Genomic DNA, 22,537 nt, shown 5'->3' with positions numbered 1-22,537 from the left:
TCGGCGGCGGGCACCATCGGGTCGGGGGGTGGGGTGGGGGTAGTGCCGGCCCTACCTCGGGTCTCGGTTCTGCCGCAATGCGCCGGGGTGGCTTCGGGGGGTTTGGTGGGGCTACCCGGGCCGGGCCGGTCGGGTTGGCCCGGTGGGTCGGTTTCCCACTCCGACCCCGGTTCTCGCCCTTCTCCGTTCCGGTCCGGTTCTCACTTCCGTCCACCCGTCCGACACGCAAGGGGAACGATGAACGACGACGCGATCCGGCTGCGGGCCGTCAGCCGGTCGTACGGGGTCGGCGGCAGTGCCGTCACCGCGCTCGACCGGGTCTCGCTGGGCTTTCCCCGGGCGACCTTCACCGCCGTCATGGGGCCCTCTGGGTCCGGCAAGTCGACGCTGCTCCAGTGCGCGGCGGGGCTGGACCGGCCCACCTCGGGGTCGGTGACCGTGGGGGAGACCGAGCTGACCGGGTTGAGCGAGACCCGGCTGACGCTGCTGCGGCGCGAGCGGATCGGGTTCGTCTTCCAGGCGTTCAACCTGCTGCCGTCGCTGACCGCCGAGCAGAACGTGTTGCTGCCGCTGCGGCTGGCCGGCCGGCGGGTGCCCCGGGCCCGGGTGCGTGAGGTGCTCGACCGGGTCGGCCTCGGCGACCGCGCCCGGCACCGGCCGGCCGAACTGTCCGGTGGCCAGCAGCAGCGCGTCGCGCTCGCCCGCGCCCTGATCACCCGGCCCGAGGTGCTGTTCGCCGACGAGCCGACCGGCGCGCTCGACTCGCGTACCGGCCGTGAGGTGCTCGGCCTGCTGCGGGGCATGGCCGACCGGGAGGGCCGGACGATCGTCATGGTCACCCACGACCCGGTCGCCGCCGCCTACGCCGACCGCGTGGTCTTCCTGGTCGACGGCCGCGTCGACGGCGAACTGGCCGGGGCGGGCGCCGACCGGATCGCCGCCCGGATGACCGGGCTGGAGGCCACGCCGTGCTGAGCGTCGCCCTGCGCACCCTGCGTACCCGCTGGGTCACCTTCGCCGGCAGTTTCGTCGCCCTGTCGCTGGGCGTGGCGCTGATCGCCGTCATGGGGCTGGCCCTCGCCTCCTCCCTGGACGCGCCCGAGCGGGTGCCGGAGCGGTTCGCCGCCGCGCCGGTCGTCGTCCAGGGGCAGGACACCCTGACCGTGTCCACGCCGATCGGCGACCGCAGCCAGGAACTCGCCCTGCCACGGGCCGTGCCCGCCGCGACGGTCGCCGCGCTGCGCGGCCTCGGGACCGTCGTCGAGGACCGGTCGTTCGCCGTACGGGCCGTCGGCGGGCCCGCCGATCTGGTGGGCCACCCCTGGTCCACGGCCGCCTTCGCCCCGTACGAGATCGACCAGGGGCGGGCGCCCGTGGCCGCCGACGAGGTCGTCGTCAGCGGGGACTGGGTGCGGCCGGGCGGGGAGGTGCGGACCGGTGACGGGACCCTGCGGGTCGTCGGTACGGTGACCGGGCTCGGTTTCGAGAACGCCGTGTTCTCCACCGACGCCCGCGCCGCCGAACTGGCGCCGGTCAGCCATCAGCTGGTCGTGGACGCCGATCCGGCGGCCGTGCGGGAGGCGGTGCGCGGCAGCGGCGCCGAGGTGCTCACCGGGAACGCGCGCCGGTACGCCGACGCCGACCCGGACCGCGACAGCGAGGCCCTCACCGCGATGAACGCCCTGTTCGGCACGGCCGGCGGGGTCACCGGGTTCGTGTCGGTCTTCGTCGTCGCCTCCACCTTCGCCTTCGCCGTCGCCCAGCGGCGCCGTGAGTTCGGGCTGCTGCGCACCGCCGGGGCCACCCCCGGGCAGCTGCGCCGGATGGTCGTCGCCGAGGCGCTGGGCGTCGGGGTGCTCGCCTCCGCCGCCGGGTGCGTGCTCGGCTGGTACGGGGCGCCGAAGCTCGCCCGGTGGGCGGTGGGGGAGGGGCTCGCGCCGCGCTGGTTCGGCATCGGTGACCATGTCTGGCCGTACCATCTGGCCTTCTGGACCGGGCTGCTGGTGGCGCTGTGCGGGGTGCTGGCCGCGTCCTGGCGGGCCGGGCGCACCAGTCCGGCCGAGGCGCTGCGCGAGGCGTCCGTGGACAGCCGGGCGATGACCCGGGGGCGTCTCCTGTGCGGCGCGGCCCTGCTGGCGACCGCCGTCGTGATGCCGGTGCCGGCCCTGGTGGGCGATCCGGGCGAGCTGTTGCAGCGCAAGACCTATGTGAGCCGGCCGATGCTGCTGATCACCGCCGTCGCGCTGCTCGCGCCGGTCGTGGTCCGGCCGCTGACCCGGCTGATCGCCTGGCCGCTCGCCCAACTGCCCGGCGCCACCGGGATGCTGGTACGGGAGAACGCCGCCGCCGGGGTGCGCCGTACCGCCGCCGTCGCGGCGCCCGTGCTGGTCACCGTCGCGCTGGCGGGCTCGCTGCTGGGCGCCACCGCGACCCTCGACGCGGCCGAGGCCGCCGAGGTCCGGGAGCGGACCGCCGCCGACCTCGTGGTCGTCCCGGCCGGGGGCACCGGCTTCGACGCCGCGACCGTCGCGCGGCTGGCGGCGGTGCCGGGCGCCGAGATCGCGGCCGGTGCGTCCAGTGCCGTGTATGTGCTGGAGGACGGCGTCGCGCTGGTCCGGTCCGACGCCCGTGCCGTCGAGCCCGGACCGCTCGCGGCGACCGCCTCGCTCCCGCTGGCCGCCGGGAAGGTGAGCGACCTTGACGATGGCTCGATCATCGTCAATGAGGAGTGGGAACGGCACACCGTCGGTGACCGGGTGGACGTGTGGCTCGGGGACGGGACGCCCACCTCCCTGACGATCGCCGCCGTCATGACCGTCGGGACCGGTGACAACGGGGTGTACGTCACTCCGCGCAACGCCCCCGCCGCGCCCGTCGACCGGGTCGACGTGCGCCTTGAGGACGGGGGCGACGCGGGTGCCGTGGCCGCCGGGCTGCGGGAGGCCGTGGGGGGCTCGGGGGCCTCGGGCGGGGAGGTGTTCGGGCGGGACGCCTGGGTGGCTTCGGCCCAGCCCGAGGCCAACCCCACCACCCGTACGGGCTTCTTCCTGGTCCTCGGTATCGCCCTGCTCTACACCGGCATCTCCCTCGCCAACACCATGGTCATGGCCACCTCCGACCAGGTCCGTGAGCTGGCGGCGCTGCGGCTGGCCGGGGCCACCACCTGGCAGGTGCTGCGGCTGGTGGGCGCCGAGGCGCTGATGGTCGTCACCGTCGGCGGGGTCCTGGGCGCGCTGGTCGCCGCCGTCAATCTGCTCGGCATGTGGGGCGCGCTCGGCCTGCTGTCGGTGTGGACGCCGGTCGAGATGCCCTGGGGCGCGCTCGGCGTGGTCATGGCCGCGTGTGCGGTGCTCGCGGTCGGGTCGGCGGTGGTGTCGGTGGTGGTGTCGGGCGTGGTGTCGGGGGTGGTTCCGGCCGGGCTTCGCCTGCGGCGGCGGGCGGTGCGGCGGGCGGGTGGGGCGCTGCGGGAGTGATCCGCCGTCCGCCGGCCGGGTCTGGCTGCGACGCTCCCCCCTGTCCTCCGGTGGACCCCGGGCCCTGGGCCTGACGCAAAACGCTCGTCGGCTGTACGGTTCCCGGGTTGAGGTTCGTGTGGATGTGCGTGTGTACGTACGGGGGAGGCGGTTTCTCGTGGGTGAGTCCGGAGTGCGGATTCCTCAGGTCGCGGGGTTTGCCGAGCGGGCCGCCCAGGGGCCGGGTTCGGCCAAGGAGTCGGTCAAGGGTTCGGCGAAGGATCCGGCCAAGGGCTTGGCGAAGGATCCGGCGAAGGATTCGGTCAAGGAGGAGGGCAAGGCGCTGCGGGAGCGGGTGCCCAGGCGCACGCACGCCCTGTTCGACCTCGACGCCGGACGCCCCGACGCGGTGACGGCGGTCGAGGAGTCGAACCGGGGCCGGATCCCGGAGCTGACCCCGATCAGGGTCGGGCGGATGGCGGCCACGCCCTTCGCGTTCCTGCGCGGCTCGGCCGGGCTGATGGCGTACGACCTCGCCCGCACCCCCATGACCCGGGTCCGCGCCCAGATCTGCGGGGACGCCCACGCGGCGAACTTCGGGCTGTACGGCGACGCGCGCGGCCGGCTGGTCATCGACCTCAACGACTTCGACGAGACGGTGCACGGCCCCTGGGAGTGGGACCTCAAGCGGCTCGCCACGTCCCTGGTGCTGGCCGGGCGGGAGGCGGGCGCGGCCGAGGACGTCTGCCGTGCGGCGGCGCACGACGCGGTCGGCGCCTACCGGCGCACCATGCGGCTGCTGGCCCGGCTGCCCGTCCTCGACGCCTGGAACGCCATCGCCGACGAGGAACTCGTCTCCCACACCGACGCCCACGATCTGGTGGGCACCCTGGAACGGGTCTCGGAGAAGGCGCGGGGCAACACCAGCGGACGGTTCGCCGCCCGGTCCACGGAGCCGACGCCGGACGGCGGACGCCGGTTCGTGGACGCGCCGCCCGTGCTGCGCCGGGTGCCGGACGCGGAGGCGGCGGCCGTGGTCGCGTCGCTGGAGGCGTACGTCGGCTCCCTCGCCGAGGACCGGCACCCGCTGCTCGCCCGGCACGCGGTGCACGACGTGGCGTTCCGGGTGGTCGGCACGGGCAGCGTGGGGACCCGGTCGTACGTCGTGCTGCTCCTGGACCACCAGGGCGAGGCGCTGATACTCCAGGTCAAGGAGGCCCGTCCGTCCGTGCTGGTGCCCCATCTGCTGACCGCCGGGTTCGAGGTGCCGGACGTGGCGCACGAGGGGCGCCGGGTGGTCGCCGGGCAGAAGCGGATGCAGGTCGTCAGTGACATCCTGCTGGGCTGGACCAGCGCCGACGGACGGCCCTTCCAGGTGCGCCAGTTCCGCAATCGCAAGGGGAGCGTGGATCCCGCCGAGCTGTCCGCCGACCAGCTCGACGACTACGCCCGGATGACCGGCGCGCTCCTCGCCCGCGCCCACAGCCACAGCACCGACCCCCGCCTCCTGGCCGGTTACTGCGGCAAGAACGAGGAACTCGACGAGGCCATGGCCGCCTTCGCCACGTCCTACGCCGACCGCACCGAGGCCGACCACGCCGACCTGACGGCGGCGGTGCGGGCGGGGCGGGTGGCGGCGGAGGTGGGGGTTTGAGGGCTCAGGGCTGAGGGCTGAGCTGAGGGCTCAGGGCTGAGGCTGAGGGGGTGCCCGTTGGGGCGGGGGCCTGGGGGGCGGTCGCCTTCGCGTCCGGACTGGGGCCGCCTTCGCCTTCGTACTCCGGCCGCCTTCATCCCCGTATCCCGGCCGACCTGACCCCCGTATCCCCCAGGTCATCACCCCCGTACCCCGCCGTCCTCCCGTCTGTTGTGGACGACCGCCCCGGCTCGTCCCGTGCAGCCGTGGCCTACGCTGGGCGGGTGACGACCCCGGAAGCTGATCATTCACGGCCCGAGGCCCGGCTGGAGAAGGCCGTGCGGGCCGCTGAGCAGGCGCTGATCGAGTTCGAGATCGCGGTGGAGACCTTCCGGGTCGAGGTGGAGAACTTCTCCCGGCTGCACCACCAGCGACTCGGCCCGATGTACGCGCGGCTCGAAGAGCTGGACGCGCAGCTCGCCGAGGCCCGGGCAGCCCGCAGCGGCGACCCGGCCGACCTGGCCAAGGCCCGGGAACTGCGGGCGCGGGTCATGCCCATGCCGGACGTGGAGGAGCTGTTCCACGGCTGGATGGACGGCGACGGGCTCTTCCCGGAGGCCGTGGCGATGCTCACGGACCAGCCGGTACGGCCCCCGCAGCGGGTCCGCCCCAGCGACGAGGCCCGCCGCCGCTACCGCGAGCTGGCCCGCAAGGCCCACCCCGACCTGGCCCAGGACGAGGCCGAGCGCGCCCGGCGTGAGGAGTTCATCACGCGCGTGAACGCCGCCTATGCCCGCGGCGACGAGACGGAACTGGCCGAACTGGCCGAGGAGTGGGCCGCCGGGCCGCTGCCGAAGGAGCCGGGGCCGATCGAGAACGAGGAGCTGTACGCCCGCCTCGACTGGCTCGCCCGGCGCAAGGAGCTTCTCAGCGTGGTGGTGAGGGAGCTGGAGGAGAGCGCGATCGGCTCGATGCTGAAGCTCGCCCCCGACGACCCCGACCGGCTCCTCGACGAGATCGCCGACCAGCTGATCGCGGAGGTGGCCCAGCGGGAGGCCGAGCTGGCGGAGGCGGCGACTTAGGGCGTCCCTGGTCGGGTGGCAGGCCGCCCTTGGCCGGGGCGCGGTCGGGTAGCGTCGGTGCCATGAATTTCGGAGCTGGTGTGCCCACGGTCCAGGTCAGCGACCTCAAGGACGGCGACTTCCTGCTGGACGTCCGTGAGCATGACGAATGGCAGGCCGGTCACGCCGCGGCGGCGCTGCACATCCCGATCGGCGAGTTCGTCGCCCGCTACGGCGAGCTGACCGAGGCGGCCCCGCAGGACGGCCGGGTGCATGTCATCTGCCGCTCCGGCGCCCGCTCGGCCCAGGTCGCCCAGTACCTCGTCCAGCAGGGCATCGACGCCGTGAACGTGGCCGGTGGGATGCAGGTCTGGGAGGCGGCGGGGCACTCCGTGGTGACCGACAAGGGCGAGGCGGGTTTCGTCCTCTAGCCGCGTCTCGCCGCGTCTCGCCGCCTCTAGCCGCGTCTCGCCGTTGGCCGTCTTTGGAGCGTCGCTCGGCCCAGGGGGTGGGGCGCCGGCAGGTCGGCCAGCGACTCGTCGTGCGCCGCCGCCGGGGCGAGCGACAGCCGTCCAGGTGCTTGGGCGGGGTGTGGTGCCGGTGCGGGGGGTATTCCACGTCGGCGCCGTCCCCCGGGCAGGTGCTGCGCCGTCTGCATCACCCGCCGTACCTCGTCCGCCGCCATATCGCCGGACACGGGCAGCGCGCCCGAGTCGCCTGGAACGGGGCGATCGGATGCCCGAACTGCTTCGGCTCGCTTGCGTGCGCACTTGTCATCCGCAGCATCCGGGTACCTAGCGCGAGCGGGCATGTCCCGGTGGCCAGTACGTCGCGCAGCCACTTCCGTGATCTGGGCCCCGTCCGGCCGCAGTTCGCCGAGCCGTTCACCGGAGGTCGAGACCTGCTCGGCCGGCGCGGTCCCCGGATGCCCGCGCGGCACCAGCACCAGCGCGGGCACGGCCCGGTCGTCGTCGGTGTGCGCGGGTACGAGGGTCCAGTCGGCCTCGTACGCCCAGGGCACCGCCGTCTGAATCCCGTCCAGCACTCGGCGGCCGCCGTCCCGCCGGGTGGTCACCGTGCGCGGATCGGCGTCGGCGCTCTCGCCCACAACGCGCGGTCCAGGTTGTCGGCGACCGGCTCGGAGGTGAGCGGCGGACTCGGTACGGCGTCCGGGGCCACCCTCGGGAAGGGGTGCGGGAACGGGTGCGGGCGGCGCCTGGACACTTGGCCTGCGGGGGTGTGCGGGGCGGGGTGGGGCTGAGTACCGTTCGCGTTCGAGCATCGTCGGCGAGCACTGGCGGCGAGGGGCGCGGTGCGGGTGGCATCGGAAACCGGGACGGAATTCGGAAACCGGGACGGAATCGGAATCGGGGCGGAATGGACGCGCACGGCGCGGAGGACGCGGAGCGGGTGCCGCCCGGTGGGGATCGGGTGCCGTCGGATGCGGACCGGGTGTCGCCGGGCGTCGAAGGGGTTCCGCCGGAGGTGGACCGGGTGCCGTCGGGCGTGGATCGGGTGTCGTCGGGCGTGGACGTGGGGGTGCGTGGCGCGGGGCGGGGGGCAGGGGGCTCGGGCCACAGGGCGCGGGGCGCGGGGCAGGGGACGCCGGGCGAAGACGTGGGGGCGCCGGGCGCGGATCGAGGGTCGCGGGGTGCGGACCAGGACCCGCGGGGCGTGGGCGACGCGGCACCGGACGTCGAAGACGGGGTACCGGGCGACGATCTGGAGGCGCGAGGCGCGGGCCAGGGCGCAGCGGGCGCGGATCAAGGGTCGCGGGGTGCGGGCCAGGAAGCGCCGGGCGCGGGCGACGCGGCGCCGGGCGTCGAAGGCGCCGCCCCGGGCGTCGACCCAGACCAACCCACCCCCGCCGGGAAAGCCACCCCCGTACCCCCCGTACCCCCACCACCCCCTCCCCCCTCCCCCCGCACCGGCATATCCGCCCTCACCCTCCCCTATCAGGTGGGTGTCGCTCTGGTGGTGGCGGTGGTGGGGGTGGCCGTGTGTGTGCATGTCGGGATGGTGTTTCTGCATGTGGCGCCCTCGAACACGGTGACCAAGCAGCACGGTGAGGCGATAGACGACTGGATCTATCCGGAGTTCGAGCAGAACTGGAAGCTGTTCGCCCCGAACCCGCTCCAGCAGAACGTCTCCGTCCAGGTCCGCGCCCAGATCCGGACGCCCGACGGCAGTGAGCGGACCACCGACTGGTACGACCTGTCCGCCGCCGACGGCCGCGCGATCGACGGCAATCCGCTGCCGAGCCACACCGACCAGAACGCGCTGCGCCGCGCCTGGGACTTCTACGTCGCCACCCACGACGGCGACAACCGCTCCACCGGCCCGCGCGGCACCCTGGCGGAGACCTATGTGCGCCGGCTGGTGGTGCTGCGCCTTGAGCGGACGGGCGCGACGGGGGAGCAGGGGGTGGTGGAGCGCGTGCAGGTGCGCTCCGGCACCACCACTGTCCGGCCGCCGCAGTGGAGCGAGGAGCAGATCTCGCTGGACCCGGTGTACCGGACGCTGCCCTGGTGGCAGGTACCGGCCGCCGGGGCCGGGGCCGGGACCGGGGCTCAGGGGGACGCCGGATGAACCGCCTCTCCCTCGCCGTCTCGCGCGGCATCGCGCGGGTCACCGAGAGCCCGCTCGGCCCGTACCAGAGCGCCGTGATCCGGATCGGCTTCGCCGCGACCTGGCTGCTGTTCCTGCTGCGCGAGTTCCCGCACCGGCAGGAGCTGTACGGCCCCGACGGTCCCTGGAGCTGGGGTCTGGCGGAGGAACTGGTCGGGCTGAACGGGGCGTTCACGGCGCTGCTGTGGTCCGACGGCCAGGTCTGGTTCGAGATCGTGTACGCGGGGTCCGCGCTGGCGAGCCTGCTGCTGTTGCTGGGCTGGCGCACCCGCACGATGACCGTGCTGTTCATGGTGGGGGTGCTGTCGCTCCAGAACCGCAGTGTGTTCGTGGGCGACGGCGGTGACAACGTCCTGCATCTCATGTGCCTCTACCTGGTGTTCACGCGCTGCGGCCAGGTCTGGTCGCTGGACGCGCGCCGGGCGCGGCGGACGCGGCGAACGGACGCGGCACGCGCGCGGGGCGAGCGGGTGACCGACCGGACCGGGCCGGTGCTGTGGGGCGTGTTCGCGCTGACGCTGCTCGCGGTCACCGTGTCGGGGCGGCTGGACAGCGAGTGGACCGTGCCGGTGCTGATGTGGGGCGCGCTGCTGGGGACGGCCCTGTGGTGGGCGGCGGGCCGGCTGCCGGACCACCGCGCGCAGCCGAGGGTGCTGCTCGATGTCGTCGCCAACGTCCTGCACAACGGCGCCCTGCTGGTGATCATGGCCGAGGCGTGTCTGATCTACGCCACCGCCGGCTGGTACAAGATCCAGGGCTCGCGCTGGCAGGACGGCACCGCCGTCTACTACCCGCTGCACCTGGACTACTTCTCGCCCTGGCCCGCGCTGAGCGACCTGCTCACCGCGAGCGGCACGTTCGTGATGCTGGTGACGTACGGGACGGTCTTCGTGCAGATCGCCTTCCCGTTCGCCCTGCTCAACAGGCGGGCGAAGAACGCCCTGCTCGCCGCCATGATCACCGAGCACGCGGTGATCGCGGTGGTGCTGGGGCTGCCGTTCTTCTCGCTGGCGATGATCGCGGCGGATCTGGTGTTCCTGCCGACGGGTTTCCTGCGTGGGGTGGGGCGGGGGGCGGCACGCGCGCGTGCGGCTGTTTTCGGGCGGGGGGCTGTTTTCCGTGGGCGTGGCGTGACGGGTGGGGCGTCGGGCCCTGAGGCGGGTACGGCGTCGGGCGCGGCGCCCGCTGGATCCCCTGCATCCTCCGGCTCCTCCGCCACGGACCCCGACGGCACCCACGTAGGCTTCCCGGCATGAACGACCCGCTGAGTGCCTGGCACCGGGCGGCGGACACCTCGGTGCTGCTGGACGGTTTCCACGCCCTCAAGCACGCCCTGCGCTTCGGCGCCGAGGTGCCGGTGGCGGTGACCACCGACCGCGCGGCGACGCTGTCCCTGGCGGCCGACCTCGCCCCCGACCTGGGCGGGGCGCTGGCCGCGCTGCTGGCGGAGATCCCGGAGACGTCGTACCGCACGCTGGTCGCGCGCCCCCATCCCACGGGGGTGGCCGCCCTGGCGGTACGGCCGTCGCGGGCAGGCAATCTGGAGACGCTCGCCCGGCTTCCGCGCCGGGCCCCGATCGTGGTCCTGGACCACCCGCGCAACCTGGGCAACGCGGGCGCGGTGATCCGTCTGGCGGCCGGTTTCGCGGCGACGGGCGTCATCACCACGGGGACGCTCGACCCCTGGCACCCGACGGTGGTGAGGGCCGGTGCGGGCCTGCACTTCGCGACGCCGGTGGAGCACCTGGAGGCGTCGGAACTGCCGCCGGGCCCGTTGTTCGCCCTGGACCCGGAGGGCGAGGACCTCAGGGGCGTGAAGCTCCCGGACGACGCCCTCCTGGCCTTCGGCTCCGAACGCACCGGCCTGTCCCAGACGCTCCGCACCCGCGCCGACCACCTCCTAGCCCTCCCGATGCGCCCCCAGGTCTCCAGCTACAACCTGGCGACGAGCGTCGCGATGACCCTGTACCACTGGAGCCTGGGCGGCGGGGGCGCGGGCGGGGGCGGGCAGGTGGCCGGGGGCGGCGGCGCGTAGCGCCCGCCCTCCAGGGGCGCGGGGAACTGCGCGACCAGCCACACTCGACCCGCACCCGAACGCTTCCTTGAGGGGCGCGGGGAACTGCGCGACCAGCCCCCACCGCCCGGCAGCCGCACAACAACCCCCGCCCCCCACCCCCTCATGCGCCCGCCAACCCCCCACCGTCACGCATCCCGCCGCACCTCCACCACCCTGAACCGCGTAGCGACAAACGCCCCGTCGGTCAGCGCGGCGTTGGCCGCCGGGTTGCCCCCCGACCCATGGAAGTCGGAGAACGCGGCGGTCTGGTTCACATACACCCCGCCCGTCAGATTCAGCGACAGCTGCGCCGACTCCTCCAGGCAGACCTCCTCCACCGCCCGCTCGACCTCGGCGTCGGTCGTGTACGCGCCCACCGTCATCGCCCCCTTCTCCCGCACGGTCCGCCGCAGCAGCGCCACCGCGTCGGCGGCGGAGTCGACGGCGACGGCGAAGGACACCGGCCCGAAGCACTCGCTCAGATACGCCGCCTCGGCATCCGGCTTGGCCCCGTCCAGCTTCACGATCACCGGCGTACGCACCACCGCGTCCGGGAAGTCCGGATTGACCACCTCGCGCGTGGCGAGCGCGACCTCCCCCAGCCCGGCGGCGGCCTCGACGCGGGCTTTGACGTCCGGGTTGACGATCGCGCCCAGCAGCGCGTTCGCGCGCGTGTCGTCGCCGAGCAGCCCGGAGACGGCCGCCGCGAGGTCGGCGACCACCTCGTCGTACGTCTTGGGGCCCTGGTCGGTGGGGATGCCGTCGCGCGGGATGAGCAGGTTCTGCGGGGTGGTGCACATCTGGCCGCTGTACAGGGACAGGGAGAACGCCAGGTTGGACAGCATGCCCTGGTAGTTGCCGGTGGAGTCGACGAGGACCGTGTTGACGCCGGCCTTCTCGGTGAAGACCTGCGCCTGGCGCGCGTGGGTCTCCAGCCAGTCGCCGAAGCCGGTGGAGCCGGTGTAGTCGATGATCCGGATCTCGGGGCGGACGGCCAGCGCCTTGGCGATGCCCTCGCCGGGCCGCTCGGCGGCGAGCGCGACGAGGTTGGGGTCGAACCCGGCCTCGGCGAGCACCGCGCGGGCGACGGCCACGGTCAGCGCGAGCGGCAGCACCGCGCGCGGGTGCGGCTTGACCAGCACGGCGTTGCCGGTGGCGAGGGAGGCGAACAGGCCCGGGTAGCCGTTCCACGTCGGGAAGGTGTTGCAGCCGATGACCAGGGCGATGCCGCGCGGGGCGGCCGTGAAGGTCTTGGTGAGGGTGAGCGGGTCGCGCTTGCCCTGCGGCTTGCTCCAGTCGGCGGCGGCGGGCGTGCGCATCTGCTCGGCGTACGCGTACGCCACCGCCTCCAGGCCGCGGTCCTGGGCGTGCGGGCCGCCCGCCTGGAACGCCATCATGAATGCCTGCCCGGACGTGTGCATGACCGCGTGGGCGAACTCGTGGGTGCGGTCGCTGATCCGCTGGAGGATCTCGATCGAGACCACCGCGCGGACCTCCGGCCCCGCGTCCCGCCAGGCGCGCTGCCCGGCCTTCATCGCGGGCAGCAGCACATCGAGGTCGGCGTGCGGGTAGCTCACGCCCAGCCCGATGCCGTACGGGGAGATCTCGTCGCCCGTCCAGCCGTCCGTGCCGGGCTGGCCGAGGTCGAGGCGGGTGCCGAGCAGGGCGTCGAAGGCGGCCTTGCCGGCGGCGGCGTCCAGGCTGCCGTTCTCGCCGTACGCCTTGGGGTGCTCGGGGTGGGGGGACCAGTACGCGCGCGTGCCGATCGCCTCCAGCGCGCGGTCGAGCGTGGCGCGGTGGCGGGTGATCAGCTCGTTCGCCGAGAGGGCGGCGGCGGCCATGGGGGACCAACTCCTCGTCTCAAGAACTCTCCGGCGAGTTCATGACCTGGGCACAAGCAGGGACAGAAACAGCACGACAGAGTTAGAGTAACCGAACGATCGGTCGGTGCAAGGGGGTCCGCCGTATCTGTGGACAACCGAGTACGGGAGGATCGCGCACATGACAGCACTCGACCTCAGCAGCCCCGTCGCCGTCGTGGGCGCCGGCACCATGGGCCAGGGCATCGCCCAGGTCGCGCTGGTCGCGGGCCATCCCGTACGGCTGTACGACGCCGTACCGGGGCGTGCTCGGGACGCGGCCGACGCGATCATCGCCCGGCTCGACCGGCTCGTCGAGAAGGACCGGCTCACGCCCGCGCAGCGGGACGCCGCCCGGGCGCGTCTCCTGCCTGTCGACGGGCCCACCGACGGCCTCGCCGCCCTCGCGGACTGCGCGCTGGTCGTGGAGGCCGTCCTGGAGCGGCTGGAGGTGAAACAGGGGCTGCTGCGGGAGCTGGAGGGCATCGTCGCCGAGGACGCCTTGCTCGCGACGAACACCTCGTCCCTGTCGGTCACCGCCATCGGCGGCGGGCTGCGCGCCCCCGGGCGCCTGGTCGGCCTGCACTTCTTCAACCCGGCGCCGGTGCTGCCGCTGGTCGAGGTGGTCTCCGGGTTCGCCACCGACGTGTCGTCGGCCACGCGCGCGTACGAGACGGCACGCGCGTGGGGCAAGACCCCGGTGGCCTGCGCCGACACGCCGGGCTTCATCGTCAACCGCATCGCGCGGCCCTTCTACGCGGAGGCGTTCGCCGTCTACGAGGCCCAGGGCGCCGACCCGGCCACCATCGACGCGGTGCTGCGCGAGTGCGGCGGCTTCCGCATGGGCGCGTTCGAGCTGACCGACCTCATCGGGCAGGACGTCAACGAGTCGGTCACGCACTCCGTATGGCAGTCCTTCTTCCAGGACGCGCGCTTCACGCCCTCGCTGGCCCAGCGCCGCCTGGTGGAGTCCGGCCGCCTCGGCCGTAAGACCGGACAGGGCTGGTACGACCATCAGGACGGCGCCGAGCCCGCCGAGCCGCACACCGCCGAACCGGCCGACGCGCCGCCCTATGTCGTCGCCGAGGGCGATCTGGGCCCCGCGTCCGAGCTGCTCGCGCTGATCCGCGAGGCGGGCGTCCAGGTTCGTAGGGAAGACGAGGACCACGGCACCCGGCTGGTGCTGCCCAGCGGCGGCCAGCTCGCGCTCGCCGACGGGCAGACCTCGGTCGAGTTCCGGGACGTGGTCTATTTCGACCTGGCCCTCGACTACCGGCGGGCCACCCGGATCGCCCTGTCCGCCTCCCAGGACACCGCCCCGCAGACCCTCGCCGAGGCCATCGGCCTCTTCCAGGCGCTCGGCAAGAAGGTCAGCGTCCTCGGGGACGTCCCCGGGATGATCGTCGCCCGCACGGTCGCGCGGATCGTGGACCTCGCCCATGACGCGGTCGCCAAGGGCGTGGCCACCGAGGAGGACATCGACACGGCGATGCGCCTGGGCGTCAGCTACCCGCTCGGCCCGTTCGAATGGAGCCGCCGCCTCGGCCGCAACTGGGCGTACGCCCTCCTGGACGATCTGCACCTGCGCGATCCGTCCGGACGCTACGCCCCGTCGCTCGCGCTCTACCGCCACGCGTACGCCACCGACAAGCGGGAGGGCAGCACCTCATGACCACGGCCAAGCGGGACACCTACACCCCCGAGACGCTGCTCTCGGTCGCCGTCCAGGTCTTCATCGAGCGCGGCTACGACGGCACGTCCATGGAGCATCTCTCCCGCGCGGCGGGCATCTCCAAGTCGTCCATCTACCACCACGTGGCCGGCAAGGAGGAACTGCTGCGCCGCGCCGTGAGCCGCGCCCTCGACGGCCTCTTCGCCATCCTGGAGGAGCCGCCCGCGCGCGAAGGCCGCGCCGCCGACCGCCTCGAACACGTCGTCCGCCGCATGGTCGAGATCCTCATCACCGAACTCCCCTACGTCACCCTGCTGCTGCGCGTCCGCGGCAACACCGACACCGAGCGCTGGGCCCTGGAGCGCCGCCGCGACTTCGACCACCGGGTGGCCGAACTCCTCAAGGCCGCCGCCGCCGACGGCGACGTACGCGGCGACATAGAGGTCCGCCTCGCCACCCGCCTGGTCTTCGGCATGGTCAACTCCATCGTCGAGTGGTACCGCCCGGCCTCGCGCGGGGCCGACGCGCACGAGGTGGCGGAGGCGGTGTCGCGGCTGGTGTTCGAGGGGCTGCGCCGGCAGCCCTGAGGAGCGGGCCGCCGCGCGCGGTGCACCGCGCGCGGGCGCGGCGGCGGGCCGAAGGCACCCCCGCGTCCCCTCACCGCCCCGCAGCTGTACCCGCCGCCCCCGCTGCCCCCGTAGCCCCCCGCGAGGCACCGGCCCCCTCCCCGTCCCGCGCCAACGCCCCCGCCAGCCACACCAAGATGCCCCCCACCGCCACATGCAGCGCGCTGGACAGCAACGAGTCGGGCAGCGCCGTCACGAAGGCGAACACCGGCAGCACCACCGCGTACCCCCACGACGGCACCCGCGGAAACACCCGCGCCCGTACCAGCGTCGTGCCGAACAGGGCGCAGCCCACCGCGAAGACGGCCGCGGAGCCGATCAGCACAGGAACCGTGGGGCCGGTCAGCGTGGCCTCGATCACCGCTTCCTCGAAGTAGAACAGCACGAGATTGGCGGCGAACGCGGCCCCGCCGAACAGCCCGAGGCCGATCAGGTTGAGGGCGTGCGCGCTCTCCCCGAAGCGCCCGGTGACCGCGGCCTGCCGCCCGTGGAGCGCGGGCAGCAGCGGCAGCGCCAGCGCGGGCGCGAGCGCGAGGAGCAGGCTGGTCGCGGCGGTCTCCCCGGTGAACGCCTCGATCAGGCCGGGCAGGGCGATCAGCAGGCCGGACAGGGCCCCGCAGAGGGCGCCGGTACGACCGGTACGACCGGTACGAATGGACGGTGAGGGCATTTCGCGCACCTCCGGGTGCTGGGACGGCGGGTCGACGCCCGAAACGTAGGCGGCGGAGCGCCCTCGCCATCAGATGCACAACGGCGACTTCACCGGCCGGAAGTCACCCCGCACGGCCCCCGCTCCGGCCGTTCGGCATGTGCCGTACGGCAGGGTCCGCACCGTCGGGCCCACGGGCTAGCCTGGCCGCGACGGGGGCAGGGGGTGGTCGCGGATGGCGGCGGATCGCACACCGGTGCGCTGGGTGGCACCACTGCTGTACGGGGCGGTACTGGCCGGCGGGCTCTACTCCACGGCCGCCGGACTCGGCGACGAGGGACGCCCGCCGCTCTGGCGCACGGCGGGCTTCGTCGTGGCGCTCGGCGCGCTGTGCGCCCTGGAGGCGCTGGAGCGGGCGCGTCCCACGCCCCGCCTGCCGCTGCTGCTGACCCGGCTCGCCCTGATCGGCGCGGTGGTGGTGCTCGACACCTCGGGCCTGGCCCAGGTGCTGTTCCTGCTCCTCCCCTTCACCGCCTACTTCTCGTACGGCCGTACGATCGCCCTGGTCCTGGCCGGACTGTCCCTGGCCGGGCTGGTCGCCGGGTACGCGCTGGCCGTGCCCGCCTGGTACCGCGACCCCGAGCGGGTGTCGGACGTGCTGATGCTCTTCGTCGGCCTGGTCCTGGCCCTCGCGATGGCGGCGGTGGCGGTGGGCGAACAGCGGGCGCGGCGGGCCCTGGAGGGGTACGCGGCCCGGGTCGCCGAGCTGTCCGCGGCCGGTGAGCGCAACCGGGTCGCCCGGGACCTCCACGACAGTCTCGGCCACCATCTCACCGCGATGTCGGTGCAGTTGGAGATGGCCGCAGAGTTCCGCGCCCTGGACCCGGACGCGGCCGAGCGGGCCCTGGGCGAGGCCCGCCACTCGGTCACCCTCGCGCTGACCGACGTACGCCGGTCCGTGCGGACCCTGCGCAGCGAGGGCCCGGCGCTCGCGGACGAACTCGCCGCGCTGGCCCGGGGCGGCGAGGGGGCCGGGCCCCGGGTCACCGTCGAGGTCACCGGCACCGAGGACGGCTACGGCACCGCCGAACGGACCGCCCTCTACCGGGCCGCCCAGGAGGCCGTCACCAACGCCCGCCGGCACGCCCGCGCCTCCCGGGTGACGGTGACGCTCCGGCTGACCGGGGACGAGGCGCGGCTCGTCGTCGCCGACGACGGCTGCGGGTTCGCGCCGCGGGACACGGACGGCGGCTTCGGGCTGCCGGGCATGCGGGAGCGGGTGCACCTGGTGGCGGGACGCCTGGACGTCGACAGCGGCCCCGGCGCCGGTACGCGGCTGACGGTGACCGTACCGAGGGGAGGTATGACGACATGACGGATATGGCGGACGGGACCGTGCCCGAGGAGCCCGGCGTGCGCGTTCTGGTCGTGGACGACCAGCGGCTCATCCGCGAGGGCATCGCCTCGCTGCTCCGTGCCCGGCCCGGCGTCACGGTCGTCGGCACGGCGGTGGACGGCCGGGACGCGGTGGCCCAGGCACTCGAACTGCGCCCGGACGTCGTCCTGATGGACGTCCGCATGCCCGAACTGGACGGCGTGGAGGCCGCCGCCGTCCTTCGCGCGCGGGCGCCCGAGTGCCGGGTGGTGATGCTGACGACGTTCGACGACGAGGAGTACGTCGTCCAGGCCCTGCGCGCGGGCGCGAGCGGGTATCTGCTCAAGGATCTGCCCGCCGACCGGCTCGCCCAGGCGGTACGGCTGGCGCACGCGGGGGTCACCCAGCTCGACTCGTCGGTCGTCGGGCACCTCACCGCGGCCCTCCCGGCCGCCCCGGAGCCCCCGCCCGCTGTCCCCCTCAGCCCGAGGGAGACGGACATCCTGCGGCTGCTGGCGCGCGGCCACACCAACCGGGAGATCGCGACCCGCCTCCACCTCAGCGAGGGCACGGTCAAGAACCACGTCTCCCGCATCCTCGGCCGCCTGTCCCTGCGCGACCGCACCCAGGCGGCGCTGAGGGCCCGGGATCTGGGGTTGCTCTAGGGACCGCCGTCGCGTTCACCTGCGCCGGGCCACGCCACGCACCGTGGCGCCGCCGCTCCCTCATCCAGGCGGCTCCAGGTTCTCCTCCTCGAACACCAGCAGGGTGCGGGTGCTGAGGATCTCCGGGAGGGCGTGCAGGCGGGTGAAGACCAGCTCGCGCAGGGCCCGGTTGTCCGCGACATGGACCAGCAGCAGGACGTCGAAGTCCCCGCCGACCAGGGACATGTGCGCGGCGCCGGGCAGCTCCCGCAACTGCTCGCGCACGGTCCGCCAGGAGTTCTGGACGATCTTCAGGGTGATGTACGCGGACGTGCCCTGCCCGGCCCGCTCATGGTCGACCCGTGCGCCGAACCCCCGGATGACCCCGTCCTCGATGAGCCGGTTGATGCGGGCGTAGGCGTTCGCGCGCGAGACATGCACCCGCTCGGCGACCGACCGTATCGAGGCCCGCCCGTCCGCCTGGAGCATCCGCAGGATGTCCTGATCGATGGCGTCCAGTGGCCGTGGCGGCGGAATCTCCGCGTCCGGCGCGGGCGCGGCGGCCACGGGAGGGTCGCCGGACTCCGGCCCGTCGGCCATTTGTTCAGATGCCATGTCCCCCCGCCTCCATCCCATGGACGTACTGCATCCATCTCAGGCTGTGGAGAACCGTTTGTCCACAGCCTGAGGCCGTCCGTAGCCAAAATGTGCCGACTACCGAACAATCGGTAGGTGAGACGGGTCATCGCCGACACGTCTGTCCGAGCCGCGCCCACCGAGGAGGTGCCGCAATGACGGTCATGGAGCAGCGGGGTGCGTACCAGCCCGCACCGCCGCCGGCCTGGCAGCCCCGTACGGATCCCGCCCCTCTGCTGCCCGACCCCGAGCCCTACCGTGTCCTCGGCACCGGGAAGGCCGCCCAGGCCGACCCCGAGCTGCTGCGCCGGCTCTACGCGGAAGCGGTCCGCGGCCGTCGCTACAACGCGCAGGCGACCGCCCTCACCAAACAGGGCCGCCTCGCCGTCTACCCCTCCAGCACCGGCCAGGAGGCGTGCGAGATCGCCGCCGCGCTGGTCCTCCAGGACCGCGACTGGCTCTTCCCCAGCTACCGCGACACGCTCGCCGTCATCGCCCGCGGCGTCGATCCCGTGCAGGCCCTCACCCTGCTGCGCGGCGACTGGCACACCGGCTACGACCCGCACACCCACCGCGTCGCCCCGCTGAGCACCCCGCTCGCCACCCAGCTGCCGCACGCGGTCGGTCTCGCGCACGCCGCTCGCCTGAGGGGCGACGACGTGGTCGCGCTCGCCATGGTCGGCGACGGCGGCACCAGCGAGGGCGATTTCCACGAGGCGCTGAACTTCGCGGCCGTCTGGCGGGCCCCGGTCGTCTTCCTGGTCCAGAACAACGGCTTCGCCATCTCCGTCCCGCTCGCCAAGCAGACCGCCGCGCCCTCCCTCGCCCACAAGGCGGTGGGCTACGGCATGCCGGGCCGCCTGGTCGACGGCAATGACGCCGCCGCCGTCCACGAGGTCCTCACCGACGCCGTGCGCCGCGCGCGCGAGGGCGGTGGTCCCACGCTCGTCGAGGCGATCACGTACCGCATGGAGGCGCACACCAACGCCGACGACGCCACCCGCTACCGCACCGACGCCGAGATCGACGCCTGGCGCGATCACGACCCGATCCTGCTGCTGGAGCGGGAGCTGACCGCGCGCGGGCTGCTGGACGAGGCGGGCAAGGCCGCCGCGCGGGACGCCGCCGAGGCACTCGCCGCCGATCTGCGCGCCCGGATGAACGCGGACGCGGTGCTCGACCCCATGGATCTGTTCGCCCATGTGTATGCCGAGCCCACCCCGCAACTGCGCGAGCAGCGGGCCCTGCTGACGGCCGAACTCGCCGAACTGGCCACACCGGCCACACCGGCCGCACCCGCCGCGCCGGTCACGGAGCAGGGCGGCCCCGGCCGGCCGGAAGGAGCCCGGTGATGACCACCGTCGCCGCCGTCAAACCGGTCACCATGGCGCACGCCCTCAACCGCGCGCTGCGCGACGCGCTGGCCGCCGATCCGGCGGTACACGTCCTGGGCGAGGACGTCGGCGCGCTCGGCGGTGTCTTCCGGATCACCGACGGCCTCACCAAGGAGTTCGGCGAGGACCGGGTGACGGACACGCCGCTCGCCGAGGCCGGCATCCTCGGCACGGCCGTCGGCATGGCGATGTACGGGCTGCGGCCGGTCGTGGAGATGCAGTTCGACGCGTTCGCCTACCCGTCGTTCGAGCAGCTGCTCAGCCATGTCGCCAAGATGCGCAACCGCACCCGGGGCACCCAGCCGCTGCCGATCACCATCCGGGTCCCCTACGGCGGCGGCATCGGCGGCGTCGAACACCACAGCGATTCCTCCGAGGCGTACTACATCGCCACCCCCGGCCTCCATGTCGTCACCCCCGCGACCGTCGCCGACGCCTACGGCCTGCTGCGCGCCGCCATCGCCTCCGACGACCCGGTGGTCTTCCTGGAGCCCAAGCGGCTCTACTGGTCGAAGGACACCTGGAACCCGCAGGAGCCGCCGAGCGTTGAGCCGGTAGGCCGCGCGGTGGTGCGGCGCTCCGGCCGGAGCGCCACGCTCATCACGTACGGCCCGTCGCTCCCGGTCTGCCTCGAAGCCGCCGAGGCCGCCCGTGAAGAGGGGTGGGACCTCGAAGTGGTCGATCTGCGCTCCCTGGTGCCGTTCGACGACGACACGGTCTGCGCCTCGGTGCGGCGGACCGGGCGAGCGGTCGTGGTGCACGAGTCGGGCGGGTTCGGCGGACCGGGCGGAGAGATCGCGGCCCGGGTCACCGAGCGCTGCTTCCACCACCTGGAGGCACCGGTGCTGCGGGTGGCCGGGTTCGACATCCCCTATCCGCCCCCGATGCTGGAGCGGCACCATCTGCCCGGCGTCGACCGGATCCTGGACGCGGTGGCACGTCTGCAATGGGAGGCCGAGAGCTGATGGCACAGGTGCTGGAGTTCAAGCTCCCCGACCTCGGCGAGGGGCTCACCGAGGCGGAGATCGTGCGCTGGCTGGTGGAGGTCGGCGATGTCGTCGCCATCGACCAGCCGGTGGTCGAGGTCGAGACGGCCAAGGCGATGGTCGAGGTGCCCTGTCCCTACGGCGGGGTGGTCACGGCCCGCTTCGGCGAGGAGGGCGCCGAACTGCCGGTGGGGGCGCCACTGCTGACGGTCGCGGTGGGCGCGGAGGACTCCGGGGTCACGCCGGGTACGGCGAGTGGCCTGGTGGCGGGCTCTGCGGTGCCTGGGCGGGCTGATGCCGCCCCGGGCGGGGCGAGTGCGTCGTCGGCCACGGCGGTGCCTGCGCGGGCTGATGGCACGCCGGGTACGCCGAGTGCCCCGGCGGTATCTGCGCGGGCTGACGCCACCCCGGGCGCGGCGAGCGCGTCGCCCGCCACGGTGGGCCCTGCGCGGGCCGACGGCACCCCGGGTACGGCGAGTGGACCGGCGGCCCCGGCGCTGGGCGACGCCACCCCGCCCGCCGGGACCCGCAACGGCTCCCGCGCGCCCGCCGCCGAGGGCTCCGGCAACGTCCTGGTGGGGTACGGCACGGGGGAGGCCCCCGCCCGTCGCCGCCGGATCCGCCCCGAGGCCCGTACGACGGCCGCCGTCCCCCGCCCTGCGACCACCCCGGACCGGGCCCCCGCCGACGACACCGGGCCGGGCGAGGGACCCGTCCCCGTGATCTCCCCCCTGGTCCGGCGGCTCGCGCGCGAGCACGGCCTGGATCTGCGCGAGCTGACCGGCTCCGGTCCGGACGGGCTGATCCTGCGCGCGGACGTGGAGTACGCGGCGCGCGCGGCCCAGTCCCAGTCCCGGGGCCGTACGGCCGCGTCCGGTACGGCGGTGACCGCGTCCGGCCCCGCCCCGGTCGCCGCCTCCGTCGCCGACGGCAGCCGTGTGCCTCTCAAGGGCGTCCGGGGTGCCGTCGCCGACAAGCTCTCCCGCAGCCGGCGGGAGATCCCGGACGCCACCTGCTGGGTGGACGCCGACGCGACCGAGCTGATGCGGGCCCGCGCGGTGATGAACGCCGCCACGGGGCCGAAGATCTCCGTGCTCGCGCTGCTGGCCCGGATCTGTGTCGCCGCCCTGGCCCGGTTCCCCGAGCTGAACTCCACCGTCGACGTGGCGGCCAGGGAGATCGTGCGGCTCGACCGGGTGCACCTCGGTTTCGCCGCGCAGACCGACCGGGGGCTCGTCGTCCCGGTCGTCCGGGACGCGCACACGCGGGACGCGGAGGGGCTGAGCGCCGAGTTCGCGCGACTGACGGAGGCGGCCCGCGCCGGGACGCTGACCCCGGCCGACCTGACCGGCGGCACCTTCACGCTGAACAACTACGGCGTGTTCGGGGTCGACGGCTCCACGCCGATCATCAACCACCCCGAGGCCGCGATGCTCGGCGTCGGCCGCATCGTCCCCAAGCCTTGGGTGCACGAGGGCGAACTGGCCGTCCGCCAGGTCGTCCAGCTCTCCCTCACCTTCGACCACCGCGTCTGCGACGGCGGCACAGCGGGCGGCTTCCTCCGCTTCGTCGCGGACTGCGTGGAACAACCGGCGGTGTTGCTGCGCAGGTTGTGAGGCGGGGGGTGGCGGGGTGGTGCCGGGTGCCGGGTGCCGTCTGCCCGGTGCCGGGTGTCGGCAGTAGGTGCGGGGTGGGCCGGGTGGCGGGTGTCGTCCTTGAGCGCCGGGCGGGCCGCGTGACCATGGGTCTGCGTGCGCCGGGCGGGCCGTGGGGGGCGGGTGTTCCGTGCGTGCCGGGCGGCCTGCGGGGGCGTGCGGTCGGTACGAGCCAGGTCGGCTGAGCGACCCACGTGAGAGGTGCGGGCGA

The 22,537-nt window shown here is 74.1% G+C and carries 18 protein-coding genes; 15 read left to right on the top strand and 3 right to left on the bottom strand.

What is annotated here, in order from left to right:
* The first annotated feature begins 237 nt into the window (after positions 1 to 237).
* The 8 genes from ACFRFC_RS12400 to ACFRFC_RS12365 all read left to right on the top strand — a co-directional run bounded on the left by ACFRFC_RS12400 (position 238) and on the right by ACFRFC_RS12365 (position 10,809).
* On the top strand, positions 238 to 975 hold the full coding sequence (locus tag ACFRFC_RS12400) for an ABC transporter ATP-binding protein (RefSeq protein WP_382682726.1): 738 nt from the start codon (positions 238 to 240) through the stop codon (positions 973 to 975).
* On the top strand, positions 969 to 3,473 hold the full coding sequence (locus tag ACFRFC_RS12395; RefSeq protein ID WP_382682729.1) for an FtsX-like permease family protein: 2,505 nt from the start codon (positions 969 to 971) through the stop codon (positions 3,471 to 3,473). The genes ACFRFC_RS12400 and ACFRFC_RS12395 overlap by 7 nt, the downstream gene beginning before the upstream one ends.
* A gap of 157 nt (positions 3,474 to 3,630) precedes the next feature.
* Positions 3,631 to 5,106, top strand: a complete 1,476-nt coding sequence (locus ACFRFC_RS12390) for a DUF2252 domain-containing protein (RefSeq protein WP_382682731.1) — start codon at positions 3,631 to 3,633, stop codon at positions 5,104 to 5,106.
* 263 nt (positions 5,107 to 5,369) lie between these two features.
* Complete coding sequence (locus ACFRFC_RS12385) at positions 5,370 to 6,167, top strand: J domain-containing protein (RefSeq protein ID WP_382682734.1); 798 nt, start codon at positions 5,370 to 5,372, stop codon at positions 6,165 to 6,167.
* A gap of 80 nt (positions 6,168 to 6,247) precedes the next feature.
* Positions 6,248 to 6,577, top strand: coding sequence for a rhodanese-like domain-containing protein (locus ACFRFC_RS12380; protein WP_382682887.1), 330 nt, complete (start codon positions 6,248 to 6,250; stop codon positions 6,575 to 6,577).
* A 1,243-nt stretch (positions 6,578 to 7,820) separates the two neighbouring features.
* Positions 7,821 to 8,735, top strand: coding sequence for a DUF5819 family protein (locus ACFRFC_RS12375; protein WP_382682739.1), 915 nt, complete (start codon positions 7,821 to 7,823; stop codon positions 8,733 to 8,735).
* Complete coding sequence (locus ACFRFC_RS12370) at positions 8,732 to 10,030, top strand: HTTM domain-containing protein (RefSeq protein WP_382682741.1); 1,299 nt, start codon at positions 8,732 to 8,734, stop codon at positions 10,028 to 10,030. The genes ACFRFC_RS12375 and ACFRFC_RS12370 overlap by 4 nt, the downstream gene beginning before the upstream one ends.
* Positions 10,027 to 10,809 (top strand): TrmH family RNA methyltransferase, encoded by a 783-nt coding sequence (locus ACFRFC_RS12365; protein ID WP_382682744.1) that lies wholly within the window; start codon positions 10,027 to 10,029, stop codon positions 10,807 to 10,809. Before ACFRFC_RS12370 ends, ACFRFC_RS12365 begins: the two co-directional genes overlap by 4 nt.
* A gap of 167 nt (positions 10,810 to 10,976) precedes the next feature.
* Here the strand turns inward: ACFRFC_RS12365 and paaN are convergent, their stop codons facing one another.
* Complete coding sequence (gene paaN, locus ACFRFC_RS12360; RefSeq protein WP_382682747.1) at positions 10,977 to 12,671, bottom strand: phenylacetic acid degradation protein PaaN; 1,695 nt, start codon at positions 12,669 to 12,671, stop codon at positions 10,977 to 10,979.
* Positions 12,672 to 12,831: 160 nt separating this feature from the next.
* Here paaN and ACFRFC_RS12355 point away from each other — a divergent pair, with 160 nt between their 5' ends.
* On the top strand, positions 12,832 to 14,361 hold the full coding sequence (locus ACFRFC_RS12355; RefSeq protein ID WP_382682750.1) for a 3-hydroxyacyl-CoA dehydrogenase: 1,530 nt from the start codon (positions 12,832 to 12,834) through the stop codon (positions 14,359 to 14,361).
* Complete coding sequence (locus tag ACFRFC_RS12350; protein ID WP_382682752.1) at positions 14,358 to 14,948, top strand: TetR/AcrR family transcriptional regulator; 591 nt, start codon at positions 14,358 to 14,360, stop codon at positions 14,946 to 14,948. The genes ACFRFC_RS12355 and ACFRFC_RS12350 overlap by 4 nt, the downstream gene beginning before the upstream one ends.
* Before the next feature lie 70 nt (positions 14,949 to 15,018).
* Here ACFRFC_RS12350 and ACFRFC_RS12345 read toward each other — a convergent pair whose 3' ends face one another.
* Positions 15,019 to 15,657, bottom strand: coding sequence for a hypothetical protein (locus ACFRFC_RS12345; RefSeq protein ID WP_382682755.1), 639 nt, complete (start codon positions 15,655 to 15,657; stop codon positions 15,019 to 15,021).
* Positions 15,658 to 15,871: 214 nt separating this feature from the next.
* Here ACFRFC_RS12345 and ACFRFC_RS12340 point away from each other — a divergent pair, with 214 nt between their 5' ends.
* Both ACFRFC_RS12340 and ACFRFC_RS12335 read left to right on the top strand, forming a co-directional pair.
* Positions 15,872 to 17,011 carry a sensor histidine kinase gene (locus ACFRFC_RS12340; RefSeq protein ID WP_382682759.1) on the top strand — a complete coding sequence of 380 codons (1,140 nt, stop codon included), beginning with the start codon at positions 15,872 to 15,874 and terminating at the stop codon, positions 17,009 to 17,011.
* Positions 17,008 to 17,676: a response regulator gene (locus ACFRFC_RS12335; protein WP_382682762.1), complete on the top strand. Its 669-nt coding sequence runs from the start codon at positions 17,008 to 17,010 to the stop codon at positions 17,674 to 17,676. The genes ACFRFC_RS12340 and ACFRFC_RS12335 overlap by 4 nt, the downstream gene beginning before the upstream one ends.
* 60 nt (positions 17,677 to 17,736) lie before the next feature.
* Here the strand turns inward: ACFRFC_RS12335 and ACFRFC_RS12330 are convergent, their stop codons facing one another.
* Entirely contained in the window at positions 17,737 to 18,255 is a 519-nt protein-coding gene (locus tag ACFRFC_RS12330; protein ID WP_382682890.1) for an Lrp/AsnC family transcriptional regulator, read from the bottom strand.
* A 191-nt stretch (positions 18,256 to 18,446) separates the two neighbouring features.
* Between ACFRFC_RS12330 and pdhA the strand changes: the two genes are divergently transcribed.
* The 3 genes from pdhA to ACFRFC_RS12315 are packed head-to-tail and all read left to right on the top strand — an operon-like array spanning position 18,447 to position 22,287.
* Positions 18,447 to 19,643: a pyruvate dehydrogenase (acetyl-transferring) E1 component subunit alpha gene (gene pdhA, locus ACFRFC_RS12325; RefSeq protein WP_382682764.1), complete on the top strand. Its 1,197-nt coding sequence runs from the start codon at positions 18,447 to 18,449 to the stop codon at positions 19,641 to 19,643.
* Entirely contained in the window at positions 19,643 to 20,650 is a 1,008-nt protein-coding gene (locus tag ACFRFC_RS12320; RefSeq protein ID WP_382682767.1) for an alpha-ketoacid dehydrogenase subunit beta, read from the top strand. The genes pdhA and ACFRFC_RS12320 overlap by 1 nt, the downstream gene beginning before the upstream one ends.
* The gene (locus ACFRFC_RS12315; protein ID WP_382682769.1) at positions 20,650 to 22,287 is read left to right on the top strand and encodes a 2-oxo acid dehydrogenase subunit E2; all 1,638 of its coding nucleotides are present in this window, start codon (positions 20,650 to 20,652) and stop codon (positions 22,285 to 22,287) included. The genes ACFRFC_RS12320 and ACFRFC_RS12315 overlap by 1 nt, the downstream gene beginning before the upstream one ends.
* Positions 22,288 to 22,537: the final 250 nt, after the last annotated feature.

Origin of the sequence: Streptomyces sp. NPDC056734 (assembly GCF_042790455.1) — a bacterium.
In the GTDB taxonomy this organism is placed as follows: domain Bacteria; phylum Actinomycetota; class Actinomycetes; order Streptomycetales; family Streptomycetaceae; genus Streptomyces.
This window is presented reverse-complemented; position numbering and strand designations above follow the sequence as displayed.

Bases quoted from the DNA above. Each gene is read 5' to 3' on its own strand.
- ACFRFC_RS12315 (WP_382682769.1), top strand. From the start codon at position 20,650: ATGGCACAGGTGCTGGAGTTCAAGCTCCCCGACCTCGGCGAGGGGCTC.
- ACFRFC_RS12350 (WP_382682752.1), top strand. From the start codon at position 14,358: ATGACCACGGCCAAGCGGGACACCTACACCCCCGAGACGCTGCTCTCG.
- ACFRFC_RS12400 (WP_382682726.1), top strand. From the start codon at position 238: ATGAACGACGACGCGATCCGGCTGCGGGCCGTCAGCCGGTCGTACGGG.
- ACFRFC_RS12345 (WP_382682755.1), bottom strand. From the start codon at position 15,657: ATGCCCTCACCGTCCATTCGTACCGGTCGTACCGGTCGTACCGGCGCC.
- ACFRFC_RS12335 (WP_382682762.1), top strand. From the start codon at position 17,008: ATGACGGATATGGCGGACGGGACCGTGCCCGAGGAGCCCGGCGTGCGC.
- ACFRFC_RS12365 (WP_382682744.1), top strand. From the start codon at position 10,027: ATGAACGACCCGCTGAGTGCCTGGCACCGGGCGGCGGACACCTCGGTG.
- ACFRFC_RS12330 (WP_382682890.1), bottom strand. From the start codon at position 18,255: ATGGCCGACGGGCCGGAGTCCGGCGACCCTCCCGTGGCCGCCGCGCCC.
- ACFRFC_RS12320 (WP_382682767.1), top strand. From the start codon at position 19,643: ATGACCACCGTCGCCGCCGTCAAACCGGTCACCATGGCGCACGCCCTC.
- pdhA (WP_382682764.1), top strand. From the start codon at position 18,447: ATGACGGTCATGGAGCAGCGGGGTGCGTACCAGCCCGCACCGCCGCCG.
- ACFRFC_RS12370 (WP_382682741.1), top strand. From the start codon at position 8,732: ATGAACCGCCTCTCCCTCGCCGTCTCGCGCGGCATCGCGCGGGTCACC.
- paaN (WP_382682747.1), bottom strand. From the start codon at position 12,671: ATGGCCGCCGCCGCCCTCTCGGCGAACGAGCTGATCACCCGCCACCGC.
- ACFRFC_RS12355 (WP_382682750.1), top strand. From the start codon at position 12,832: ATGACAGCACTCGACCTCAGCAGCCCCGTCGCCGTCGTGGGCGCCGGC.
- ACFRFC_RS12340 (WP_382682759.1), top strand. From the start codon at position 15,872: ATGGCGGCGGATCGCACACCGGTGCGCTGGGTGGCACCACTGCTGTAC.